The following is an 18,364-nucleotide window of genomic DNA, read 5'->3' on the forward strand; positions in this document are numbered from 1 at the left end:
GCACGAGGCGCCGGGAAAGTGGCTTTCCAGGCAACCCCCGGGGTGGGTGTCCCCCGGGTTGGGTGCCTTCGCGCTACTCGTCGTCCAGCATCCGGCGGCGGAGCTTCGCGAGCGTCGAGGCGAGCAGGCGCGAGACGTGCATCTGGGAGATGCCGACCTGGTCGGCGATCTGGGTCTGGGTGAGGTTGCCGAAGAACCGCAGCAGCAGGATCCGCCGTTCCCGCGGCGGCAGCTCGTCGAGCAGCGGGCCGAGCGTGTGCCGGTACTCGACCTTGTCCAGCTCGTCGTCGGCCTGCCCGAGGCTGTCGGCGAGCGGGGTGTCGGCGCCGGAGACGATCTCGTCGAGCGAGGTGTTGCGGTAGGCGTTCTGGGCGTCGAGCCCGTCGACGACCTCCTCGGTCGTGAGTCCCATGCGCACGGCGATCTCGCTGGGCCGCGGCGCCCTGCCGAGCTCCTGCGCGAGTGGTCCGACGGTCGCCGCGATGGCCGCCTGCAGGTCCTTGAGCCGCCGCGGCACCCGCATCGACCAGGTGCGGTCGCGGAAGTGGCGGCGGATCTCCCCGGTGATCGTCGGTACCGCGAAGGAGAGGAAGTCGGAGCCGCGGCCGGGCTCGAACCGGTCGACGGCGCCGAGCAGGCCCAGCGTCCCGGCCTGTTCGAGGTCGTCGGACGGCTCGCCGCGGCCCGCGTACCGGCGGGCGATGTGGTGCACGATCGGCAGGTAGCCGGTGATCAGCTTCGTGCGCAGGACCGCGCGGCGGGGGCTGTCGGGAGGGAGCGCCGCCAGCTCGGTGAGGAGCGGGGCGAGGTGGTCGTAGCGGGATCCGCCGCCGGGGTCGTCCCCATTCAGGGTATCCGGCACGGTCTGCACTCAGATCCCCTACCCGCTACCGCGCGAAGGGAAACACTCCCGCTGGTACGTTCATGAGTCGTTTCTCCGCAACCCGTACGCGTGAAGGTGATCTACCGGTGTCGAACAGCACGTCCTCAGTGCGTACCGAAGAGGCCGAGGATGGAATCGACCACGAGCGCCGCTACGTCGGCATGCTCTACGGTCGCCTCGATGCCCGCCGTGCCGAGACCGCCCGCAGGCTGCACGGGGTGCTGCACGACGAGACCGTCGGGACCCCGCAGGCGCTCACCGAGCGTGAGGTGGCCGCGGCGATGTACTCCGATCGGCTCGCGACGCTTCGCGCCGCCGAGAACGGGCTGGCGTTCGGCCGGCTCGACACCGACGACGGTGAGCGCCGCTACATCGGCCGGCTCGGGCTGCTCGACGAGGACAACGACTACGAGCCGCTGCTGATGGACTGGCGCGCGCCCGCCGCGCAGCCGTTCTACACCGCCACCGCCGCTTCCCCCGAGGGCATCCGCCGCCGCCGGCACCTGCGCACGAAGCGGCGTGAGGTCGTCGCGATCGACGACGAGGTGCTCGACATCGCCGCCGCCGGTGCCACCGAGCAGGCCAGCGGCCTGACCAGCGAGGCGGCCCTGCTCGCCGCGGTCGGCGCGAGCCGCACCGGCCGCATGGCCGACATCGTCGCGACCATCCAGGGCGAGCAGGACCGGATCATCCGCTCGAAGCCGTCCGGTGTGCTGGTGGTGCAGGGCGGGCCGGGCACCGGCAAGACGGCCGTCGCGCTGCACCGGGCCGCGTACCTGCTCTACACCCACCGCGACCGGCTCGCCCGCCGCGGTGTGCTGGTGATCGGCCCGAACCCGACGTTCCTGCGCTACATCGGGCAGGTCCTGCCGTCGCTGGGCGAGACGAGCGTCGTGCTGGGCACCGTCGGGCAACTGCACCCGAACCTGGACGCGCGGCGGGTCGAGCCCGTCGCCGTCGCGGAGGTCAAGGGCCGCGCCGACATGTCGTCGGTGATCGCCGCCGCGGTGCGCGACCGGCAGCAGGTGCCGCGCCGCCCGATCCGGCTGGTCGTGGAGCAGCAGGAGGTGCGGCTCGACCGCGACCTCGTCAACTCCGCGCGCACGCGGGCCCGCCGCTCGCGCAAGCCGCACAACCAGGCCAAGCGGATCTTCCAGAAGGAGGCCGTACGGCTGCTCGCCGACCAGGTCGCCCGCGGGCTCGGCGGGCGCGGCCTGCTCGACGCCGGCGACCTCGGCGACATCCGCGAGGAGCTCACCGAGAGCCGCGAGCTCACCCGGGAGCTCGACCTGCTGTGGCCGACGCTCTCGGCCGAGCAGCTGCTGTCGGACCTGTTCTCCGACGCGAGTCGGCTCAACTCCGTCGCCCGACGGCTGCCGGCCGGCGACCGCGAGCTGCTGCGCCGTCCCGCTTTCGTCGCGGGTTCGGACGCGGGGGAGTACTGGTCGCCCGCCGACGTCCCGCTGCTGGACGAAGCGGCCGAGCTGCTCGGCGACGACGGCTCCGAGCAGGCCGCGCGCGAGGCCGCGGCGCTGCGCGAGGAGGTCAGCTACGCGCAGGGCGTGCTGGACGTGCTCGACCTCGAAGAGGATCTCGACCCCGAGCTGCTGCGCGCCGGCGACGTCGTCGACGCCGACCGGCTCGCGGAGCGGCAGGCTGTGCGCCGCTACGAGTCGACGGCCGACCGGGCCGCCGCCGACCGCGAGTGGACCTACGGGCACGTGATCGTCGACGAGGCGCAGGAGCTCTCGCCGATGGCGTGGCGGCTGGTGATGCGCCGCTGCCCCAGCCGGTCGATGACGGTCGTCGGCGACATCGCGCAGACCGGCGACCTGGCCGGGGCGTCGTCGTGGAACGACGTGCTCGGCCCGTACGTGGCGAACCGGTGGCGGCTCGAACAGCTGACCGTCAACTACCGCACGCCGTCCGAGATCGCCGACATCGCCGACGACGTGCTCGCGGTGATCGAGCCGGGGCTCACCGCGCCGCGTTCGGTCCGCGGCACCGGCGTGCCGCCGCGGGCGGTCGGCGTGGCCGCCGGTGAGCTGGACGACGCCGTCGCGAAGGTCGTCGCGGAGGAGGCGGGCGCGGTCGGCGACGGCCGCACGGTCGTCCTCGCGCCGTCGGCCCGGATCGCCGAGCTGCGGGAACGTCTGGTCACCGAGCGGGTGGTGGACGGCGGGCCGGCGCCGGACGTCGACCTGGAAGCACCCGTCGTGGTGCTGCCGATCACGGCCGCGAAGGGCCTCGAGTTCGACGCCGTCGTGCTCGTCGAACCCGCGGAGGTGCTCGCCGAGAGCCCGCGCGGCGCCAACGACCTGTACGTCGCGCTCACGCGCGCCACCCAACGCCTCGCGGTGGTGCACGCCAAGCCGCTGCCGGCGATGCTGCACCGGCTGGGCGGGTAGCTGGCTGCTGGGTGAGGGCAGGAAAGCCACTTTCCTGCCCTCACAGGGCCTGAGAGTGGCTTTCCTGCCCCCGGGAACGCGCCCCGGTAAGCGGTCGGAGCGGTCAGAGCGGCGTGGTGTACGCCCCCGAGATCCCGCCATCCACGAGGAACGTCGACGCCGTGATGAAGCTGGCGTCGTCGCTGCCCAGGAACGCGACGGCCGCCGCGATCTCCTCCGGCTTCGCGAACCGGCCCATCGGGATGTGCACCATGCGGCGCTGCGCCCGCTCGGCGTCGGCCGCGAAGAGCTCCTGCAACAGCGGGGTGTCCACGGGGCCGGGGCAGAGCGCGTTGACCCGGATGCCCTCGCGGGCGAACTGGACGCCCAGCTCGCGCGACATCGCCAGCACCCCGCCCTTGGAGGCGGTGTAGGAGATCTGCGAGGTCGCGGCGCCCATCACGGCCACGAACGACGCGGTATTGATGATCGAGCCCTTGCCCTGGCGCTGCATGTGCCGGATCGCCGAGCGGCAGCAGTAGTACACCGAGGTCAGGTTGACCTCCTGCACGCGACGCCACACGTCGATGCCGGTGTCGAGGATCGAGTCGTCCTCCGGCGGGGAGATGCCGGCGTTGTTGAACGCGACGTCGACGGAGCCGTACTCGTTCGCGGCCGCGTCGAACAGCGCGTCGACCTCCAACTCCGACGTGACGTCGGTACGCACGAACAGCCCGTCGACCTCCTTGGCCGCCGCCGTGCCCGCGTCGGGGTCGATGTCGGCGATCACCACCTTCGCGCCCTCGGACGCGAGCCGGCGCGCCGCGGCGAGCCCGATCCCGCTGCCGCCGCCGGTGATCACGGCCGTCCGGCCGTCGTACCGCTGGGTCACGCCTTCTCCTGTCGTTCTCGTGCGGCCGTCACCAGGGCGGTGAACAGCCGCGGATCGTCCTGCTCGGGGTGCCACTGCACGCCGAGCGCCCACTGGCCCGCGGCGGTGAGCTGCACCGCCTCGAACGTGCCGTCGTCGGCCCAGCCGGTGACGGCCAGCCCGTCGCCGAGCCGGTCGATGGACTGGTGGTGGTGGCATTGTGCGACGACGCTCGCCCCGAGCACGTCACCGATCGTGGTGGCGGTGTCCAGCGTCACCTTCGTCGTGCCGAAGACGCCCGGCTCCGGGTTGTGGCCGGTGTGCCCGACGACGTCCGGGACGTGCTGCACGAGCGTGCCGCCGAGCGCCACGTTGAGCAGCTGCGCGCCCCTGCAGACCGCGAGCACCGGGATGCCCAGCTCCAGCGCGCGCTGCAGCACCGCGGTCTCGGCGGCGTCACGCAGCTGGCGCGGTGCGCCGGTGAGCGGGTGCGGCTCGGCGCCGTACCGGGCCGGCTCGACGTCCGGGCCGCCGGCGAGCACCACCGCGTCGAGCCGGTCGACCGCGTCGGCCGACTCCAGCCGCGGCGGGAGCAGCACCGGCACCCCGCCGCCGTCGATGACCATGTCCGGGTACGTCGTGGGCAGGAGCACCGCCTCGTGCTCCCACACCCCGTAGCGGGTGCGTTCGCCGTAGGCGGTGACCCCGACCAGGGGCCGGTTCCGTTCAGAGCCTGTCGAATCAGAGGCGTTCGAAGCCACGCCGCCGCTCCCAGTCCGTGACGGTCGACTCGAACGCGGCCAGCTCGATCCGGGCCGCGTTCGCGTAGTGCTCGACGACGTCCTTCCCGAACGCGTTCTCCGCCACCGTCGACGTGGTGAACAGCTCCGCCGCCTCGCGCAGCGTCGAGGGCACCCTCGGTGCGTCCGAGCCGTAGGCGTTGCCGACGAACTGCGGCTGCAGCGGCAGCTCGTTCTCGATGCCGTGCAGGCCCGCGGCGATCAGCGCGGCCACCCCGAGGTACGGGTTCATGTCCCCGCCGGGCACGCGGTTCTCCACCCGCAGCGACGGGCCGTGCCCGACGACCCGCAGCGAGCACGTCCGGTTGTCCAGCCCCCACGCCACCGCCGTCGGCGCGAAGCTGCCCTCGGCGTAGCGCTTGTAGGAGTTGATGTTCGGCGCGAAGAAGTACGTCAGCTCGCGCAGACATGCCTGCTGCCCGGCGACGAAATGCTCGAACAATGGCGAAAAGCCGTGCTCGCCGTCACCCGCGAACACCGCGCCCTTCTCGGGGGAGCGCAGCGAGATGTGGATGTGGCAGGAGTTGCCCTCCCGCTCGTCGTACTTCGCCATGAACGTGAGCGCCGTGCCCGCCTGGTCGGCGATCTCCTTGGCGCCCGTCTTGTAGATCGTGTGGTTGTCGCAGGTCGTGAGCGCGTCCGAGTAGCGGAACGCGATCTCGTGCTGCCCGTAGTTGCACTCGCCCTTCGCCGACTCCACGACCATGCCGGCCCCGGTCATGCCGTTGCGGATGCGTCGCAGCAGCGGCTCGACGCGGGCGGTGCCCATCATCGAGTAGTCGACGTTGTACAGGTTCGCCGGCCGCAGCCCGTGGTAGTTCTGCTGCCACGCCGCGTCGAACGAGTCGTTGAACAGCATGAACTCGAGCTCCGTGCCGACATCGGCGACGAGCCCCAGCTTCGCGAGCCGCTCCAGCTGCCCGCGCAGCACCTGCCGCGGCGACGGCGGCACCGGCGAACCGTCGGCCCACTCGATGTCGCACAGCACCAGCGCGGTCGCCTCGTGCCACGGGATCATCCGCAGCGTCGACATGTCCGGCTTCAGCACGAAGTCGCCGTAGCCGCGTTCCCAGCTCGACATCGCGTACCCGTCGACGGTGTTCATGTCGACGTCGACGGCGAGCAGGTAGTTGCAGGCCTCCGCCGCGTGCGGGACGACCTCGTTCAGGAAGTACCGGGCGTCGCAGCGCTTGCCCTGCAACCGGCCCTGCATGTCGGTGAACGCCAGCAGCACCGTGTCGACGCTCCCGTCGTCCACGTGCACGCGCAGCTGTTCGAGTTCGAGCATCCCGCGCTGCGCCTTCATACGATCCTCCATCGCTCCGGTTCTGACCCTGATCCTCGCGCGCCGAAGCGGACGCCGTGGAACCGGCGTCCGCTTCGGGGACGTGCGTCGTGCTGCAGAACTGCTACCCGGGCTGTTACTTGGCGTCGGTGTCGACCTTCGCCGTGTCGCCGCCCGGTGCCTTGCCGTTGCTCTCCGGCTTGACCTCGGGCTCCTCGGCCGGGGCCTCCGCATCCTTCGCCGGCTCCTCGGCCGGCTCGTCCGCGGCAACGACGGGCTCGGCAACAACGGGCTCGGCGGCCGGCTCGGCCACCGCGTCCGCGACCGGCTCGGCGTCGGCCTTCTCGTCGGCCTTGTCCTCCGCCTTGTCCTCGGAAACGGTCTCCGGGGTGGCGTCCTCGGTCGTCGCGTCCTCGGTCGTCGGGGCCTCGGCCGCCTCGGGCTCGGCGTCGACGACCGCAGTGTCATCCGCGGAGGTGTCCACAACCGCGGTGGCGTCCTCGTCGGCCTTCACCTCGGTGATGGCGTCCTCGGCCGGGGTCTCCACGACGGTGGCGTCCTCTGCCGTTGCGTCCTCCGCCGTTGCGTCGTCGACCTTCGTGACCTCGACCGTTGCGTCCTCGGCAGGTGCCTCGGTGGCCGCGAGGGGCGCGGTCACCGCTGCTGTCGTCGTCGCACCCACGGCCACGGCCGCGACCTCGGTCTTCGGTGCCGCCGGGACGGTCTCGAGGTGCTCGATCGCCTCCAGCTGCTCCTCGGTCTCGAACTCGCGGACCGGACCCTTGAACCAGTGCTTGGCCGACAGGAAGAACCAGCCGCCGAACAGGATCAGCGCGCCGAGCACCGTGATCGGCGCGTAGTTGACCGACTCCCAGCTGAAGTCCTCGGCGCCGGGGATGCCCTTCGGCGAGATCGGCAGGAGGAACAGGATGCAGATGATCCCGATCCAGACCACCGAGATCGTGGAGATCCACTTGTAGTGGTTGCCGAGCGTCCAGGCACCCTTCTGGAACTTGTCGCCCGCCTTGATGCGCAGCAGGATCGGCAGGCCGAACGCGATGTAGAGCCCGATGACCGCGATCGAGGTGCCGACGGCGTACCCGACCACGCCGTTGAGCAGGGTCGGGAGCATCAGTGCCCACGCGATGACGGCGATCACGATCACGGCGTTCACCGGCACGCGGTTGACCGCGACCTTGCGCCAGATCCCCGAGAACGGCACCGCCCGGTCGCGGGAGAACGCGAAGAGCATGCGCGACGCCGAGGTGAGCGACGCGGTGCCGCAGAAGAACTGCGCGACGCACACGATGAGCAGCACGAGCTTGGTCACGTCCTCGCCGAGCGCGCCGGTGAAGATCACGATGGGGGCGAGTCCGCCCGCAGCCGAGACGGCGTCCACGTCCTGCACCGCGAACGTGACCGCGACGAGCAGGATGAAGCCGAAGACAACTGAAGCGACGACGGCCATGACCATGCCGATGGCAGCGGTGCGGGAGGCCTGGCGGGTCTCCTCGCTCATGTGTGCCGACGCGTCGTACCCGGTGACGGTGTACTGCGCCATCAACAGCCCGAGCCCGAAGATGTAGATGACCGCACCATCGGCGAACCCGGAGTTGTTGATCCACTCGCCGAACACGAACCCGGCCGACTGGTGCGAGTCCGGCACAGCGAACAGGATCACGACGATGATCGCGACACCGATCATGTGCCACCACGCGGAGATCGTGTTCAGCTTGGCGAGCAGGTTGACGTTCGCCAGGTTCAGCGCGATGTGGAGGATGACGATGACCGTGAAGGTCGCGAACACCGTCGGATAGTCCGATGCCGGGCTGACCAGCGTCGGGAACAGCAGATTCAGCAGGGCGGTGGTGAACAGGGCGGCGCCGTAGTCGATCGCCGCCGTCACCGCGATCTGCCCGACCAGGTTGAACCAGCCGGTGAACCAACCCCACGCCGGGCCGCCGAGCTTGGAGGCCCAGAAGTACAGCGCGCCCGCGGTGGGCATCGCCGAGGCGATCTCACCCATCGCCATCGCGACGAGCACGCAGAACACGCCGACGAGCAGCCAGCCCCACGTGACGGCGATGGGACCGCCGTAGTTCCACGCGAGGTAGTAGGAGGTGAGGCAGCCGGCGAGGATCGAGATGATCGTGAAGGAGATGGCGAAGTTCGAGAACCCGCCCATCTCCCGGTACAGCACTTGGGCGTAGCCGAGGCGATGCAGGATCGCCTCGTCGCTATCGGGTTTCGCGGTGGTGCCGGTTTCGGCCATTCCTTCTCCTGAGTTCATTCTGGTTGCCGGGCCACCGCGAGCAGCCGCTCGAGGTCGGGTCCGTCGAACTCCGCGACAGCGCGGTCGTACTTTTCCATTCCCCATTCCCAGAAGTCGAAGTCCAGCGGACTGGACCCGTCCTGGATCGATGCCCACAGCATCCAGCCGTACTTCGACATGAGGCCGAACAGCCGTGCTCGTGCCACCTGGGCCGGTCGGGGCCGGCCGAAGTACGCGGTGACGAGCACGTCGAGCAGGGGCAACGGCAGCGTCGCCTCGCTCCAGATGTTGCCCAGCTCGAAACAGGGATCGTTGTTGCCGGAGTACTCGTAGTCGATGATCCGCACCTGCGTGCCGTCGTCGATCAGGTTGCCGGCGAGCAGATCGTTGTTGCACGGGACGGTGGTGCGTGGGCCGAGCGCCTCCTTGATGCGTTCGACGAGGGGGGCGAACTCGTCGTAGCGCGGGGGCAGTCGGAAACCGTGCTCGGCGACGATGCGGCGGTATCCGGCCTGGACCTCGAACATGTCGAATTCGTTGACGAACCGCGGGCCGGCGTGCAGCACCCGGCACGCCGCCGCGACCCGCTCCAGCACCGCGGGGTCGTGCAGGTCCTCGTCGGTGAGCGCCCTGCCGGGCAGGAACCCCACGGTCAGCCCGTAGTGCTCCCGGTAGTGCAGCACCGGCGCGCCGACCCCGGCCGCCTCGGCGGCCTGCGAGTTGCGGTACTCGTGCTCGCGGTTGATCCCGAGCAGCCCGGCACCGGTGCCTCCGGTGCCTTCGGTACTGCCGGGCTTGCCGAGGACCGCCGGGATGCGGACGACGCAGGTGCCGTCCTCATTGGTCACCTTGAGGTTGCGGTTGGTCAGTCCGCCCGAGAGGTCCTCGACCGTGCGCGGCCGCCGTGACGTGCAGGGTATGGAGTCGAGCAATGCCTCGATCGAGGGGTCGAGGGTAGCGGTCCGTGACGGCACCGGTGGATGGTAGGGCTCGCACCACCAACGGTCTAGACCGTAGGGTCGCTGACGTGGACCAGCTGCCCGACCGTGCCCGAATCGTGATCATTGGAGGTGGCGTCGGCGGTGCCAGTGTCGCCCACCACCTCGCCGAACGCGGCGAGACCGACGTCCTGCTCCTCGAGCGTTCCGAGCTGACGAGCGGCTCGACGTTCCATTCTGCAGGGTTGGTCGGGCAGCTCCGATCCGACCCCGCGCTCACCCGCATGAACGTCCATTCGGCTGACCTCTACCGCAAGCTCGAGGCCGCGGGCGAACACGCTCCGGGATGGGTGGAATCAGGCTCGCTGCGCCTCGCGTCCTCGCCCGCGCGGCTCGAGGAGATCCGCCGGCAGCACGGTTGGGCGCAGCGGGCCGGTCTCCCGCTGGAGCTGATCTCGGCAGAGGAGGCGCGTGAGCTCTTCCCTTTGATGAGCACCGACGGCGTGCTCGGCGCCGCCTACACACCCACCGACGGGCACGTCGACCCGGCGCGGCTCTGTTACGCGCTCGCCGCGCTGGCCAGGGCGGCCGGTGTGACCGTCGCGCAACGCACGCGGGTCACGGCCATCGACACGGCCGCGGGGCCGCAGGGCCGCCGGGTCACGAGGGTGCGCACCGACAAGGGCGACGTCGAGTGCGAGATCGTCGTCGATTGCGGAGGGATGTTCGCCGCGGAGATCGCGCGGATGGTCGACGTGCGGATCCCGGTGGTCCCGATGTCGCACCAGTACGTCGTCACGGCGCCGCTGCCGGCGGGATCGCTGCCGGCTCGGCCGCTGCCGTCGCTGCGCGACCCCGACCTGCTCGTCTACTACCGCCAGGAGATCGACGGGCTGGTGATGGGCGGGTACGAGCGGCAGTCGCAGGCGTGGACGGCCGGCAGCAACGCCTACGACGCCGTCCCGGCCGACTTCAACGGCAAGCTGCTGGCGCCCGACTGGGACCGGTTCGCCGAGATCGTGGAGAACTCGCAGGTCAGGGTGCCGGTGCTGGCCGAGACCGGGGTCGCTTCGATGATCAACGGCCCGGAGGCGTTCACCCCCGACAACGAGTTCTGCCTCGGCGAGACCGAGGTCGCCGGGTTCTTCGTGGCCGCGGGCTTCTGCGCGCACGGCATCGCGGGCGCCGGCGGCATCGGCAACGTCATGGCCGCGTGGATCCTCGACGGCGACCCGGGCATGGACCTGTGGCACATGGACGTGCGCCGCTTCGGCCGGCACTACCGCTCGCCGGGCTACACGCTCGCGCGGACCGTCGAGAACTACGAGAGCTACTACGACATCCGCTACCCGGCCGCGGAACGCCTGGCCGGGCGCCCGCTGCGGACCTCGCCCGCCTATCCGTGGCACGCCGCCAACGGCGCGCACTTCGGCGAGAAGTCGGGCTGGGAGCGGGTCAACCACTATTCGACGGTCGGCGCGGCGGGGGAGGAGCTGCGCCCGCGCGGGTGGGCCGCCCGGCACTGGTCGCCGTGCGTCGAGGCCGAGCACACCGCCGTGCGCGAGCGGGCCGGCATCTTCGACGAGAGCTCGTTCTCGAAGATCGAGATCACCGGGCCGGACGCCGCAGCGTTCTGCGCCCACGTCTTTGCGGGCGATCTGGACCGGCCACCCGGGGCCGTCGTCTACACCCAGGCGCTCAACGACCGCGGCGGCATCGAGATGGACGTGACGGTCACGCGCGTCGCGGCCGACGAGTTCAGCGTCATCACCGGAACCGCGTTCGGTCAGCACGACATCGGATGGCTGCGCAGGCAGGCGCGGCTCACCGGCTCGTCGGTCCGGATCGCCGACGTGACCGGTGCGTGGGCGTGCTTCGGGCTCTGGGGGCCGCAAGCGCGCGAGCTGCTCGCCCCGCTGACCCCCGCGGAGCTGGACAACGCCGCGTTCCCGTACCCGTCGATGCGCGCGATCACGGTCGGGGACGTGCCGGTCAGGGCGTTGCGGGTGACGTTCGTCGGCGAGCTGGGCTGGGAGCTGTACTGCTCGACCGAGTACGGCGCGGCGCTGTGGCGGACGCTCGTCGCCACCGGTGCGCAGCCGTGCGGCTACCGCGCGATCGAGAGCCTCCGCCTGGAGAAGGGCTACCGCGTCTGGGGGGCCGACATCGGTCCCGAGACGACCCCGGACGAGGCCGGGCTGGCCTTCGCCGTCCGCTCCGACGGGCAGTTCGTCGGCAGGACCGCGCTGCTCTCCGCCCGCGCGGAAGGGGTCGGCCGGAGGCTGCGCTGCCTCGTGCTGGACGACCCGCGTGCGGTCGCGCTCGGCGGGGAGCCGGTGCGGGTGGGTGAGCGGGTGGTCGGTCAGGTCACGTCGGGCGGGTACGGCTACACGGTCGACCGTTCGATCGCCTACGCATATCTCCCGGCGGGTTCGTGGGACATGGGTACGCGGGTCGCCGTTGCGGTCGATGGCTCGTGGATCGACGCGGAAGTCACCCGTTTGCCGCTTTACGACCCGAAGGCGGAGCGAATCAAGGCATGAAAGCGAGCCCTTTACTTCTCTGAAACCGTCGTAGATCACTTTCTGAGCGGTGTGACCAGCGACAACGCCCGTGTCCCCCGATCGGGGGTCGCCCGTGACGACGGGTTACTCTTACGGTGCTTCGGCTGAGCCGCATTGGGCCGAAGCGGGTAGTAGGATCCACTTCGGCTCAGCACCTCGTCACGGAGCGCATCCCGCTGAAAGGGCTGGTCGGGGGACAGGTATGGATCGGTGGTCACGGAACGAAGGTCAGGCGATGTCCGACGCGCGTGCACCATCGGACGACGTCCGCGAGCTCGCATCGCGCAACGCCGATGCCGCTGCGCTCTGCGCCGCGGATCGCCACAAGGAAGCCATCCCGCTCTTCGTCGCGGTCCTCACCGACTGCAGGGCGATGCTGGGTCCCGACCACCCCGCAACGCTCACCGTTGCGGGCAACCTCGCAGTCGCGTGCGTCGTCTCGGGTCGCCGGCGTGAGGGCATCAACCTCATGGTCGCGAACGTGAACGACCGCATCCGCGTGCTCGGCGAGGAGGACACGCGCACCCTCACCGCGATCGACGCGCTGGCGGTGGCGCACCGGCTCGCCGGCAACGTCGACGACGCCGTCGTGCTCTCCGGGCGGGTCACGGTGCAGCGCACCAGGACGCTCGGCCCCGCGCACCCCGACACGCTCACCTCACGCATGGGTCTCGCGGTCGCCCGCGCGGCCGCCGGCGCGCTCGAATCCGCCTTCACGCTCCTCACCGTCGCGATCAACGACGCGGAAGAGGCGCACGGCCCCAGGCACTCCCACACGCTCGCCCTGATCGACGCAGGGCGCAACATCGGCTTGATCCGTCGCTGAGGCACGAATCGATGACTCCCGCTGCTCCCCGCACCGCTCCCCATCGGGCCACGGCGACGGCCCGGATCTCCCCGACCCGAAGGTGACGTATGCCTGCCCCAGAACGGAATGCCTATGACATCGCGCAAAGCGACGAGGCGCTCCTGCAGCGCCTCGGCTATGCGCAGGTGCTGTATCGCGAGTTCGGCGGGTTCTCGAACTTCGCGATCTCCTTCACCATCATCTCGGTGCTCGCGGGCTGCCTGACCTCGTACGCCACGGCCTTCAACAACGGCGGCCCGATCGCCGCGACGTGGGGCTGGTTGCTGGTCGGCGCGTTCAGCGTGCTCGTCGCCATGTCCATGGGCGAGATCGCCTCCTCGATGCCCACCGCCGGCGCGCTGTACTTCTGGGCGTCGCGGCTCGGTGGTCCGGCGTGGGGCTGGTTCACCGGGTGGTTCAACCTGCTCGGCCAGATCGCGGTGACGGCGGCCATCGAGTACGGCGCGGCCGTGTTCACCACGGCGCTGCTCAACCTACTCACCAACGGGGCCGTCGAGAACGACACCACGACGATCTTCATCACGTTCTCGGTGCTGATGGCGATCCACCTCGGCCTCAACCTGCTGAACATCAACCTGCTCGCGAAGCTGAACACCATCTCGGCGTGGTGGCACATGACCGGTGTCGCCCTGCTGCTCGTGGTGCTGCTCGTCGTGCCGCGCGAACACCAGTCGGCGACGTTCGTGTTCAGCGAGACGATCAACAACTCCGGCTTCAGCGACGGTGCGTTCTGGTTCGTCTTCGGGCTCGGGCTGCTGATGGCGCAGTACACGATCACCGGGTTCGACGCCTCGGCGCACATGAGCGAGGAGACCCGGGCGGCGTCGCGGAGCACCGCGTGGGGGATGGTCTACGCGGTCGGCCTGTCGGTCGTGTTCGGCTTCGTCCTGCTGGTCGCGATCACGTTCGCCGCCACCGACGTCGAAGGCACGAAGGCGGCGGGCCAGCAGGCCGTCGTCTTCATCTGGCGCAATGCGATGAACGACAGCTGGGCGATCTTCCTGCTGTTCATCGCGGTCGTCGCGCAGTTCTTCTGCGGCACGGCGTCGATCACCTCGGCGTCGCGGATGATGTTCGCGTTCTCGCGTGACAACGCGGTCCCCGGATCGCGGCTATGGCGCCGGGTGAACGGCAACCGGGTGCCGGCCAACTCGGTCATCGCCATCTGCGTCGTCGCGTGGGCGCTGATGGTCCCGACCCTCGCCAACGGCGCGGTCGGCTACGGCGTCGGTACGTCGATCGCGGTCATCGGTCTGAACATCGCCTTCGCGATCCCGATCATCCTGCGGCTGCGGGCCGGCGACAACTTCGAGCGCGGCGCCTGGAGCCTCGGGCCGCACTACCGGTGGATCGGATACCTGTCGGTCGGCTGGATCGGCCTGATGTGCATCCTGTTCCTGATGCCGATCTCGCCGAAGGGCGTCCCGTTCAACTCCGAGTTCGACTGGAACGTCGTGAACTACGCGCCGCTGACCGTGTTCGGCGCGCTGCTCCTGTTCGGCGGCTGGTACTTCCTCTCGGCGAAGAACTGGTTCACCGGCCCGGTGCCCGAGGGCATCGCCGCCGTGTCCCGCGCGCCGCTCGGTGGTGTCGACATGTCGGCCCCGGCCCAGTTCGGCGGACCGATGGCGGGAGTCGGCCAGGGTGTCGGTGCCTACGGCAGCGCACCCCAGCCGCTCCCGCAGCGCCGTCAGGGCCAGGGGCTGCGCCTCTGATCTTGGGCCTCTGATCTTGGGCCCTCTGATGTAAGGGTCAGCGGGGCGGCGTCTTCACGACGACGGTGCCGGCGAAGCGGTCGTGCAGTGCCTGGCGGGTGCGCTCGTCGGTGAGGACCGTGACGCCGTCGGCGATGCTCCAGCCGATCACGAGGAGGATCCCGAGGGTCGCGGCCGACCAGCTGAAGCCGGCGAGCAGCCCGACGACCGCGAACGAGCCGGGATAGAGCGCCGCCCTGCGCAGGAGCGTCTGTTGCGAGAGCGGGCGGCCGTCGATCGTCGTGATGCGCAGGTTCAGCGCCATCTTGCCGAGCGTCTGCCCGAACCGGGCGTGCATGAAGAAGTCGTAGCCGCCGCAGACCAGCCCGATGAGCAGCCACGAGATCAACGTGACCAGCGAGAACGTGCTGTAGAACCCGAAGCCGGCCGTCGCGAACAGCAACCCGAACACGGCGAAGACGATCGCCGAGATGATCGCGTTCACCACGAGGAAGATCGCGCTGTCGATGATGCGGGCGACCAGCCGTTCCCACCACTCCGCCAGCGGTGGCACCTGACCCGGCTGCGGAAAGCCGGGGTGGTGGTTCCCGGGCTGTCCCGGCGTGGGCCACGGGGGTGGCATGGACATGTGGGGCCTCCGATGACGGTTCGCACGCCCGCGGCTCCGTGGCGCGATGTCGTGAGCGTTCCGCCGCGCCGTCGCACAGGCGTTTCACCGCTGTATCACCGACCGTGTGGTGAACGCGCAGGCTGCCAGCAGCGCGGCCGCCGCCCAGAACGCCGCCGATGAGCCGGCGCCGAGCTGGATCCCACCGAGGACGGCGACGCCGAGCGTTGCGCCGAACTGCTGCACAGCGTTGAGCAGGCCGGCGGCCGACCCCACCTCCTGGGGCGCGACGGCGCTGAGTGCCGAGGTGAAGAACGCCGGGGTGAACACGCCGGCGCCGACCCCGACGACGCCGAGCGCGGCGAGCAGCCCGGCAACCGACGCCGTCGCGAGCGCGACCACACCTGCGAGCACGCCGGCGATCAGCAGCACGAGTCCGGCCGTCATGACCCGCGGTCCGTAGCGGGGCACGAAGCGACCGCCGCTCAGCAACGAGGCCGCGCCCATGCCGACCGACCACGGCAGCAGCGTGAGCCCCGCGGCCAGCACGTCGACGCCGAGTGAAAGCTGCATGTGCAGCACGACGACGAGCGTCAGGCCGGATGTCGCGGCGAAGAACAGCGCCGACGTGACGAGCGCCGCCGGGAAGGAGCGCCGGGTGAAGAGGCTCATCTCGATCAGCCCGCGTGGTCGCTGCGGAGCGCGGTCCTCCTTCATCAGCGGTGCGAGTGCCAGCACCGCGAGAGCCAGCGGGACGTTGACGAGGAACACCGCGCGCCACGACGAGCCGAGCAGGTCGGCGTGGGTGAGCACGCCGCCGAGCACCGGGCCGCACACTGCGGCGAGTCCCATGACCGGCCCGATCGTGCCGAGCGCCTTCGCTCGTTCGCCGTCGCTGCTGAACATCGCGGTGATCAGCCCGATCGTCTGCGGGATGATCACCGCGGCGGCGGCGCCCTGCAACGCCCGGAACGTGATCAGGGCGGGCACCGACGGTGCAAGCGCGCAGGCCAGGGACGTGAGCAGGAACGTCGTGGTCCCGATCCGGAACACGCGGCGGCGTCCGGCGATGTCGCCGAGCCGGCCGCCGGCGATCAGCAACACCGCGAACGGCAGCGTGTAGGCGGCAGTGAACCAGGGGATGCTCGCGACCGGGCCGCCGAGGTCGGCGTGCATCGTGGGCCCGGCGACCTGCACGATCGTTGCGTCGAGCAGGTTCATCGCTTCGGCGATGAGCAGCGCGGTGAGCGACAACCATCGCCACCGGTGTTGGGTGAGGACAACTTCTGTCATGCGCCGAGCGTCGACGCGCGGCGAGCGGGATTCCAGCTGCACGCCGAGGACCGCCGACTTCTTCCATGCAGCCGGCAGCAAGTGCATGATTTGCACGTGCTCGACGACATCGACCGCGGCCTCGTCCAGGCGTTGCAGATCAACGGGCGGGCCACGTTCACGCAGATCGGCGCCGCGTTGGGGGTGTCGACGCAGACGGTCGCCCGCCGGTACCGGCAGTTGCGCGGCAGCGCGGGGCTGCGGGTGGTCGGGCTGGTCGAGGCGCGGCACCGTGGTGTGCAGCAGTGGATGGTGCGGGTGACTGCGGCGCCGCACGTCGCCGGTGAGCTCGGCGCGGCACTGGCCCGCCGCCCGGACACGGCCTGGGTGAAGCTGACGTCGGGCGGCACGGAGATCTTTGCGATCGTCAGCGCCGCCACGGGCGACGGGCACACGTTGTTGCTGCACGACATCCCGAGGACGGCCGGTATCACTGCCGTCTCGGCGCACCTGATGTTGCACACGTACCTCGGTGGACCGACGTCGTGGCGCGGCCGCACCGACGTCCTCGACGTCCGGCAGCGTGAGCTGCTCGAACGGCCCGGCCGGCCGTTCGACGGGGCTCGCGGCCCGCGGGACAGTGACGCTGCCCTGCTTGCCGCGTTGTTGCGGGACGGCCGGACGAGCACGGCGGATCTGGCTGTCGCGACCGGCTGGACCCCGGCGACCGTCGCGCGCCGGTTGCTGGAGCTCGAAGCGTCGGGCGCGCTGTTCTACGACGTCGATGTGGAGCCGGCGATGCTCGGCGCCAGCACGATGGCGCTGCTCTGGATGACGGTGGCTCCGGCGCACCTCGACGAGGTCGCGACCGAGCTGGCCACCCACCAGGAGCTCGCCGTGGTCGCCGCCACCACCGGCCCCACCAACCTGCTCGCGCAAGCCATCTGCGTCGACCCGCCCGCGCTGCACACCTACCTGACCCGCCGCCTGGGCGGGGTGGAGGCGATCCGGACGGTGGAAACGGCACCGGTGATGCGCACGCTGAAAGCGACCAGCCCGAACCCGCTCGCCTCACCGCGGCGATAGCGAGTGGAGCGGTTGCCGTCGTGGTATTTGGTCTGGATCGACCCATCTCGGCGGAATGAATTCGGGCAGCCCATCAACTATGCGGACGATCCATTCCGTGACATGGATTTCCCGGTGATGCATTTTGCACAGCATCACCAAGTTGTTGATCTCGGTGGGACCGCCGTTCTGCCATTCGACAATATGGTGGATGTCGCACCAACTCGCCGGGCGGCCACAACGAGCGCATCCGCGGTCACGGGCGGCGACGGCTCGTCGCATTCCGTCGGGAATGACGTGGTTTGCGCGGCCGATGTCGAGGGGTTGGCTGTCGCCGTTCATGACGATGGGGATGACTGCGGCGTTGAGGCGAGTAGCCGCAGATCCCTGGTGGCGATGGCGCCACCGAAGTCGAGGACAGCGGTACGGACCCTGGTTTCGAGCTCGGTGAGTGGGATGTGCACGTTGAGGTGCGGACGGTGCCCGCCGGCGCGGGGGACGTTGCCGTGGTCGAGGACGTAGCCACAAACATCGGCCAACGCCTCGGCTTGGCGTTGCCCGGTGCTGCGTTGGTCATCCGCGGTAGCTGGCTTCGACTTCGCGTCGATCAACGTGGCGATGGTGGCGAACAAGGTGGGGTTGTCGAACCGGCCCTTGATGGTCCCGCCGGGTCGGTCGGGGTGGCGGGTGATGGTCAGTTCGTTGACCTCGGACTCTGGTCCGTCGTCGGGTTCGGGTCCGTCCTGGTCGAACGACCGGACGAGGGCGTGTCACGCGAACGGTGTAAGCCGCGGGTGGACCAAGATCGACCGCTGTGATCGACATGGCGGTCGGGAA

Annotated in this window: 15 protein-coding genes; 5 read left to right on the top strand and 10 right to left on the bottom strand. The window is 70.3% G+C overall.

Going from position 1 to position 18,364, the window contains the following annotated elements:
* Positions 1-73: 73 nt before the first annotated feature.
* Entirely contained in the window at positions 74-862 is a 789-nt protein-coding gene (locus LL648_RS31235; RefSeq protein ID WP_232666374.1) for an RNA polymerase sigma factor SigF, read from the bottom strand.
* 182 nt (positions 863-1,044) lie between these two features.
* On the opposite strand from LL648_RS31235, the gene LL648_RS31240 reads away from it, so the two are divergent.
* The gene (locus LL648_RS31240) at positions 1,045-3,291 is read left to right on the top strand and encodes a HelD family protein (RefSeq protein WP_232666389.1); all 2,247 of its coding nucleotides are present in this window, start codon (positions 1,045-1,047) and stop codon (positions 3,289-3,291) included.
* 103 nt (positions 3,292-3,394) lie between these two features.
* Here LL648_RS31240 and LL648_RS31245 read toward each other — a convergent pair whose 3' ends face one another.
* The 5 genes from LL648_RS31245 to LL648_RS31265 form a co-directional block, all read right to left on the bottom strand.
* Positions 3,395-4,162, bottom strand: coding sequence for a 3-oxoacyl-ACP reductase (locus LL648_RS31245; RefSeq protein WP_232666375.1), 768 nt, complete (start codon positions 4,160-4,162; stop codon positions 3,395-3,397).
* Positions 4,159-4,902, bottom strand: a complete 744-nt coding sequence (locus tag LL648_RS31250; protein WP_232666376.1) for a gamma-glutamyl-gamma-aminobutyrate hydrolase family protein — start codon at positions 4,900-4,902, stop codon at positions 4,159-4,161. The genes LL648_RS31245 and LL648_RS31250 overlap by 4 nt, the downstream gene beginning before the upstream one ends.
* Positions 4,883-6,247, bottom strand: a complete 1,365-nt coding sequence (locus LL648_RS31255; protein ID WP_232666377.1) for a glutamine synthetase family protein — start codon at positions 6,245-6,247, stop codon at positions 4,883-4,885. The genes LL648_RS31250 and LL648_RS31255 overlap by 20 nt, the downstream gene beginning before the upstream one ends.
* Positions 6,248-6,362: 115 nt before the next feature.
* A complete protein-coding gene (locus tag LL648_RS31260; protein WP_232666378.1) occupies positions 6,363-8,498 on the bottom strand; it encodes an amino acid permease in 2,136 nt (711 codons plus the stop codon).
* Positions 8,499-8,512: 14 nt separating this feature from the next.
* Positions 8,513-9,472, bottom strand: a complete 960-nt coding sequence (locus LL648_RS31265; protein WP_232666379.1) for a choline kinase family protein — start codon at positions 9,470-9,472, stop codon at positions 8,513-8,515.
* A 53-nt stretch (positions 9,473-9,525) separates the two neighbouring features.
* On the opposite strand from LL648_RS31265, the gene LL648_RS31270 reads away from it, so the two are divergent.
* The 3 genes from LL648_RS31270 to LL648_RS31280 all read left to right on the top strand — a co-directional run bounded on the left by LL648_RS31270 (position 9,526) and on the right by LL648_RS31280 (position 14,583).
* Entirely contained in the window at positions 9,526-11,979 is a 2,454-nt protein-coding gene (locus LL648_RS31270; protein ID WP_232666380.1) for a GcvT family protein, read from the top strand.
* A gap of 256 nt (positions 11,980-12,235) precedes the next feature.
* Entirely contained in the window at positions 12,236-12,826 is a 591-nt protein-coding gene (locus LL648_RS31275; protein ID WP_232666381.1) for a tetratricopeptide repeat protein, read from the top strand.
* A gap of 89 nt (positions 12,827-12,915) precedes the next feature.
* On the top strand, positions 12,916-14,583 hold the full coding sequence (locus tag LL648_RS31280) for an amino acid permease (protein ID WP_232666382.1): 1,668 nt from the start codon (positions 12,916-12,918) through the stop codon (positions 14,581-14,583).
* Positions 14,584-14,620: 37 nt separating this feature from the next.
* Here the strand turns inward: LL648_RS31280 and LL648_RS31285 are convergent, their stop codons facing one another.
* Positions 14,621-15,211 carry an RDD family protein gene (locus LL648_RS31285; RefSeq protein ID WP_232666383.1) on the bottom strand — a complete coding sequence of 197 codons (591 nt, stop codon included), beginning with the start codon at positions 15,209-15,211 and terminating at the stop codon, positions 14,621-14,623.
* An 84-nt stretch (positions 15,212-15,295) separates the two neighbouring features.
* Entirely contained in the window at positions 15,296-16,483 is a 1,188-nt protein-coding gene (locus LL648_RS31290) for an MFS transporter (RefSeq protein ID WP_232666384.1), read from the bottom strand.
* 96 nt (positions 16,484-16,579) lie between these two features.
* Here LL648_RS31290 and LL648_RS31295 point away from each other — a divergent pair, with 96 nt between their 5' ends.
* Complete coding sequence (locus tag LL648_RS31295; protein ID WP_232666385.1) at positions 16,580-17,548, top strand: Lrp/AsnC family transcriptional regulator; 969 nt, start codon at positions 16,580-16,582, stop codon at positions 17,546-17,548.
* Here the strand turns inward: LL648_RS31295 and LL648_RS45850 are convergent.
* Both LL648_RS45850 and LL648_RS31300 read right to left on the bottom strand, forming a co-directional pair.
* On the bottom strand, positions 17,534-17,869 hold the full coding sequence (locus LL648_RS45850; protein ID WP_374112135.1) for an HNH endonuclease: 336 nt from the start codon (positions 17,867-17,869) through the stop codon (positions 17,534-17,536). The genes LL648_RS31295 and LL648_RS45850 overlap by 15 nt on opposite strands.
* Positions 17,866-18,159 (bottom strand): DUF222 domain-containing protein, encoded by a 294-nt coding sequence (locus LL648_RS31300; RefSeq protein ID WP_374112136.1) that lies wholly within the window; start codon positions 18,157-18,159, stop codon positions 17,866-17,868. The genes LL648_RS45850 and LL648_RS31300 overlap by 4 nt, the downstream gene beginning before the upstream one ends.
* Positions 18,160-18,364: the final 205 nt, after the last annotated feature.

Origin of the sequence: Pseudonocardia sp. TRM90224, assembly GCF_021245725.1 — a bacterium.
In the GTDB taxonomy this organism is placed as follows: Bacteria; Actinomycetota; Actinomycetes; order Mycobacteriales; family Pseudonocardiaceae; genus Pseudonocardia.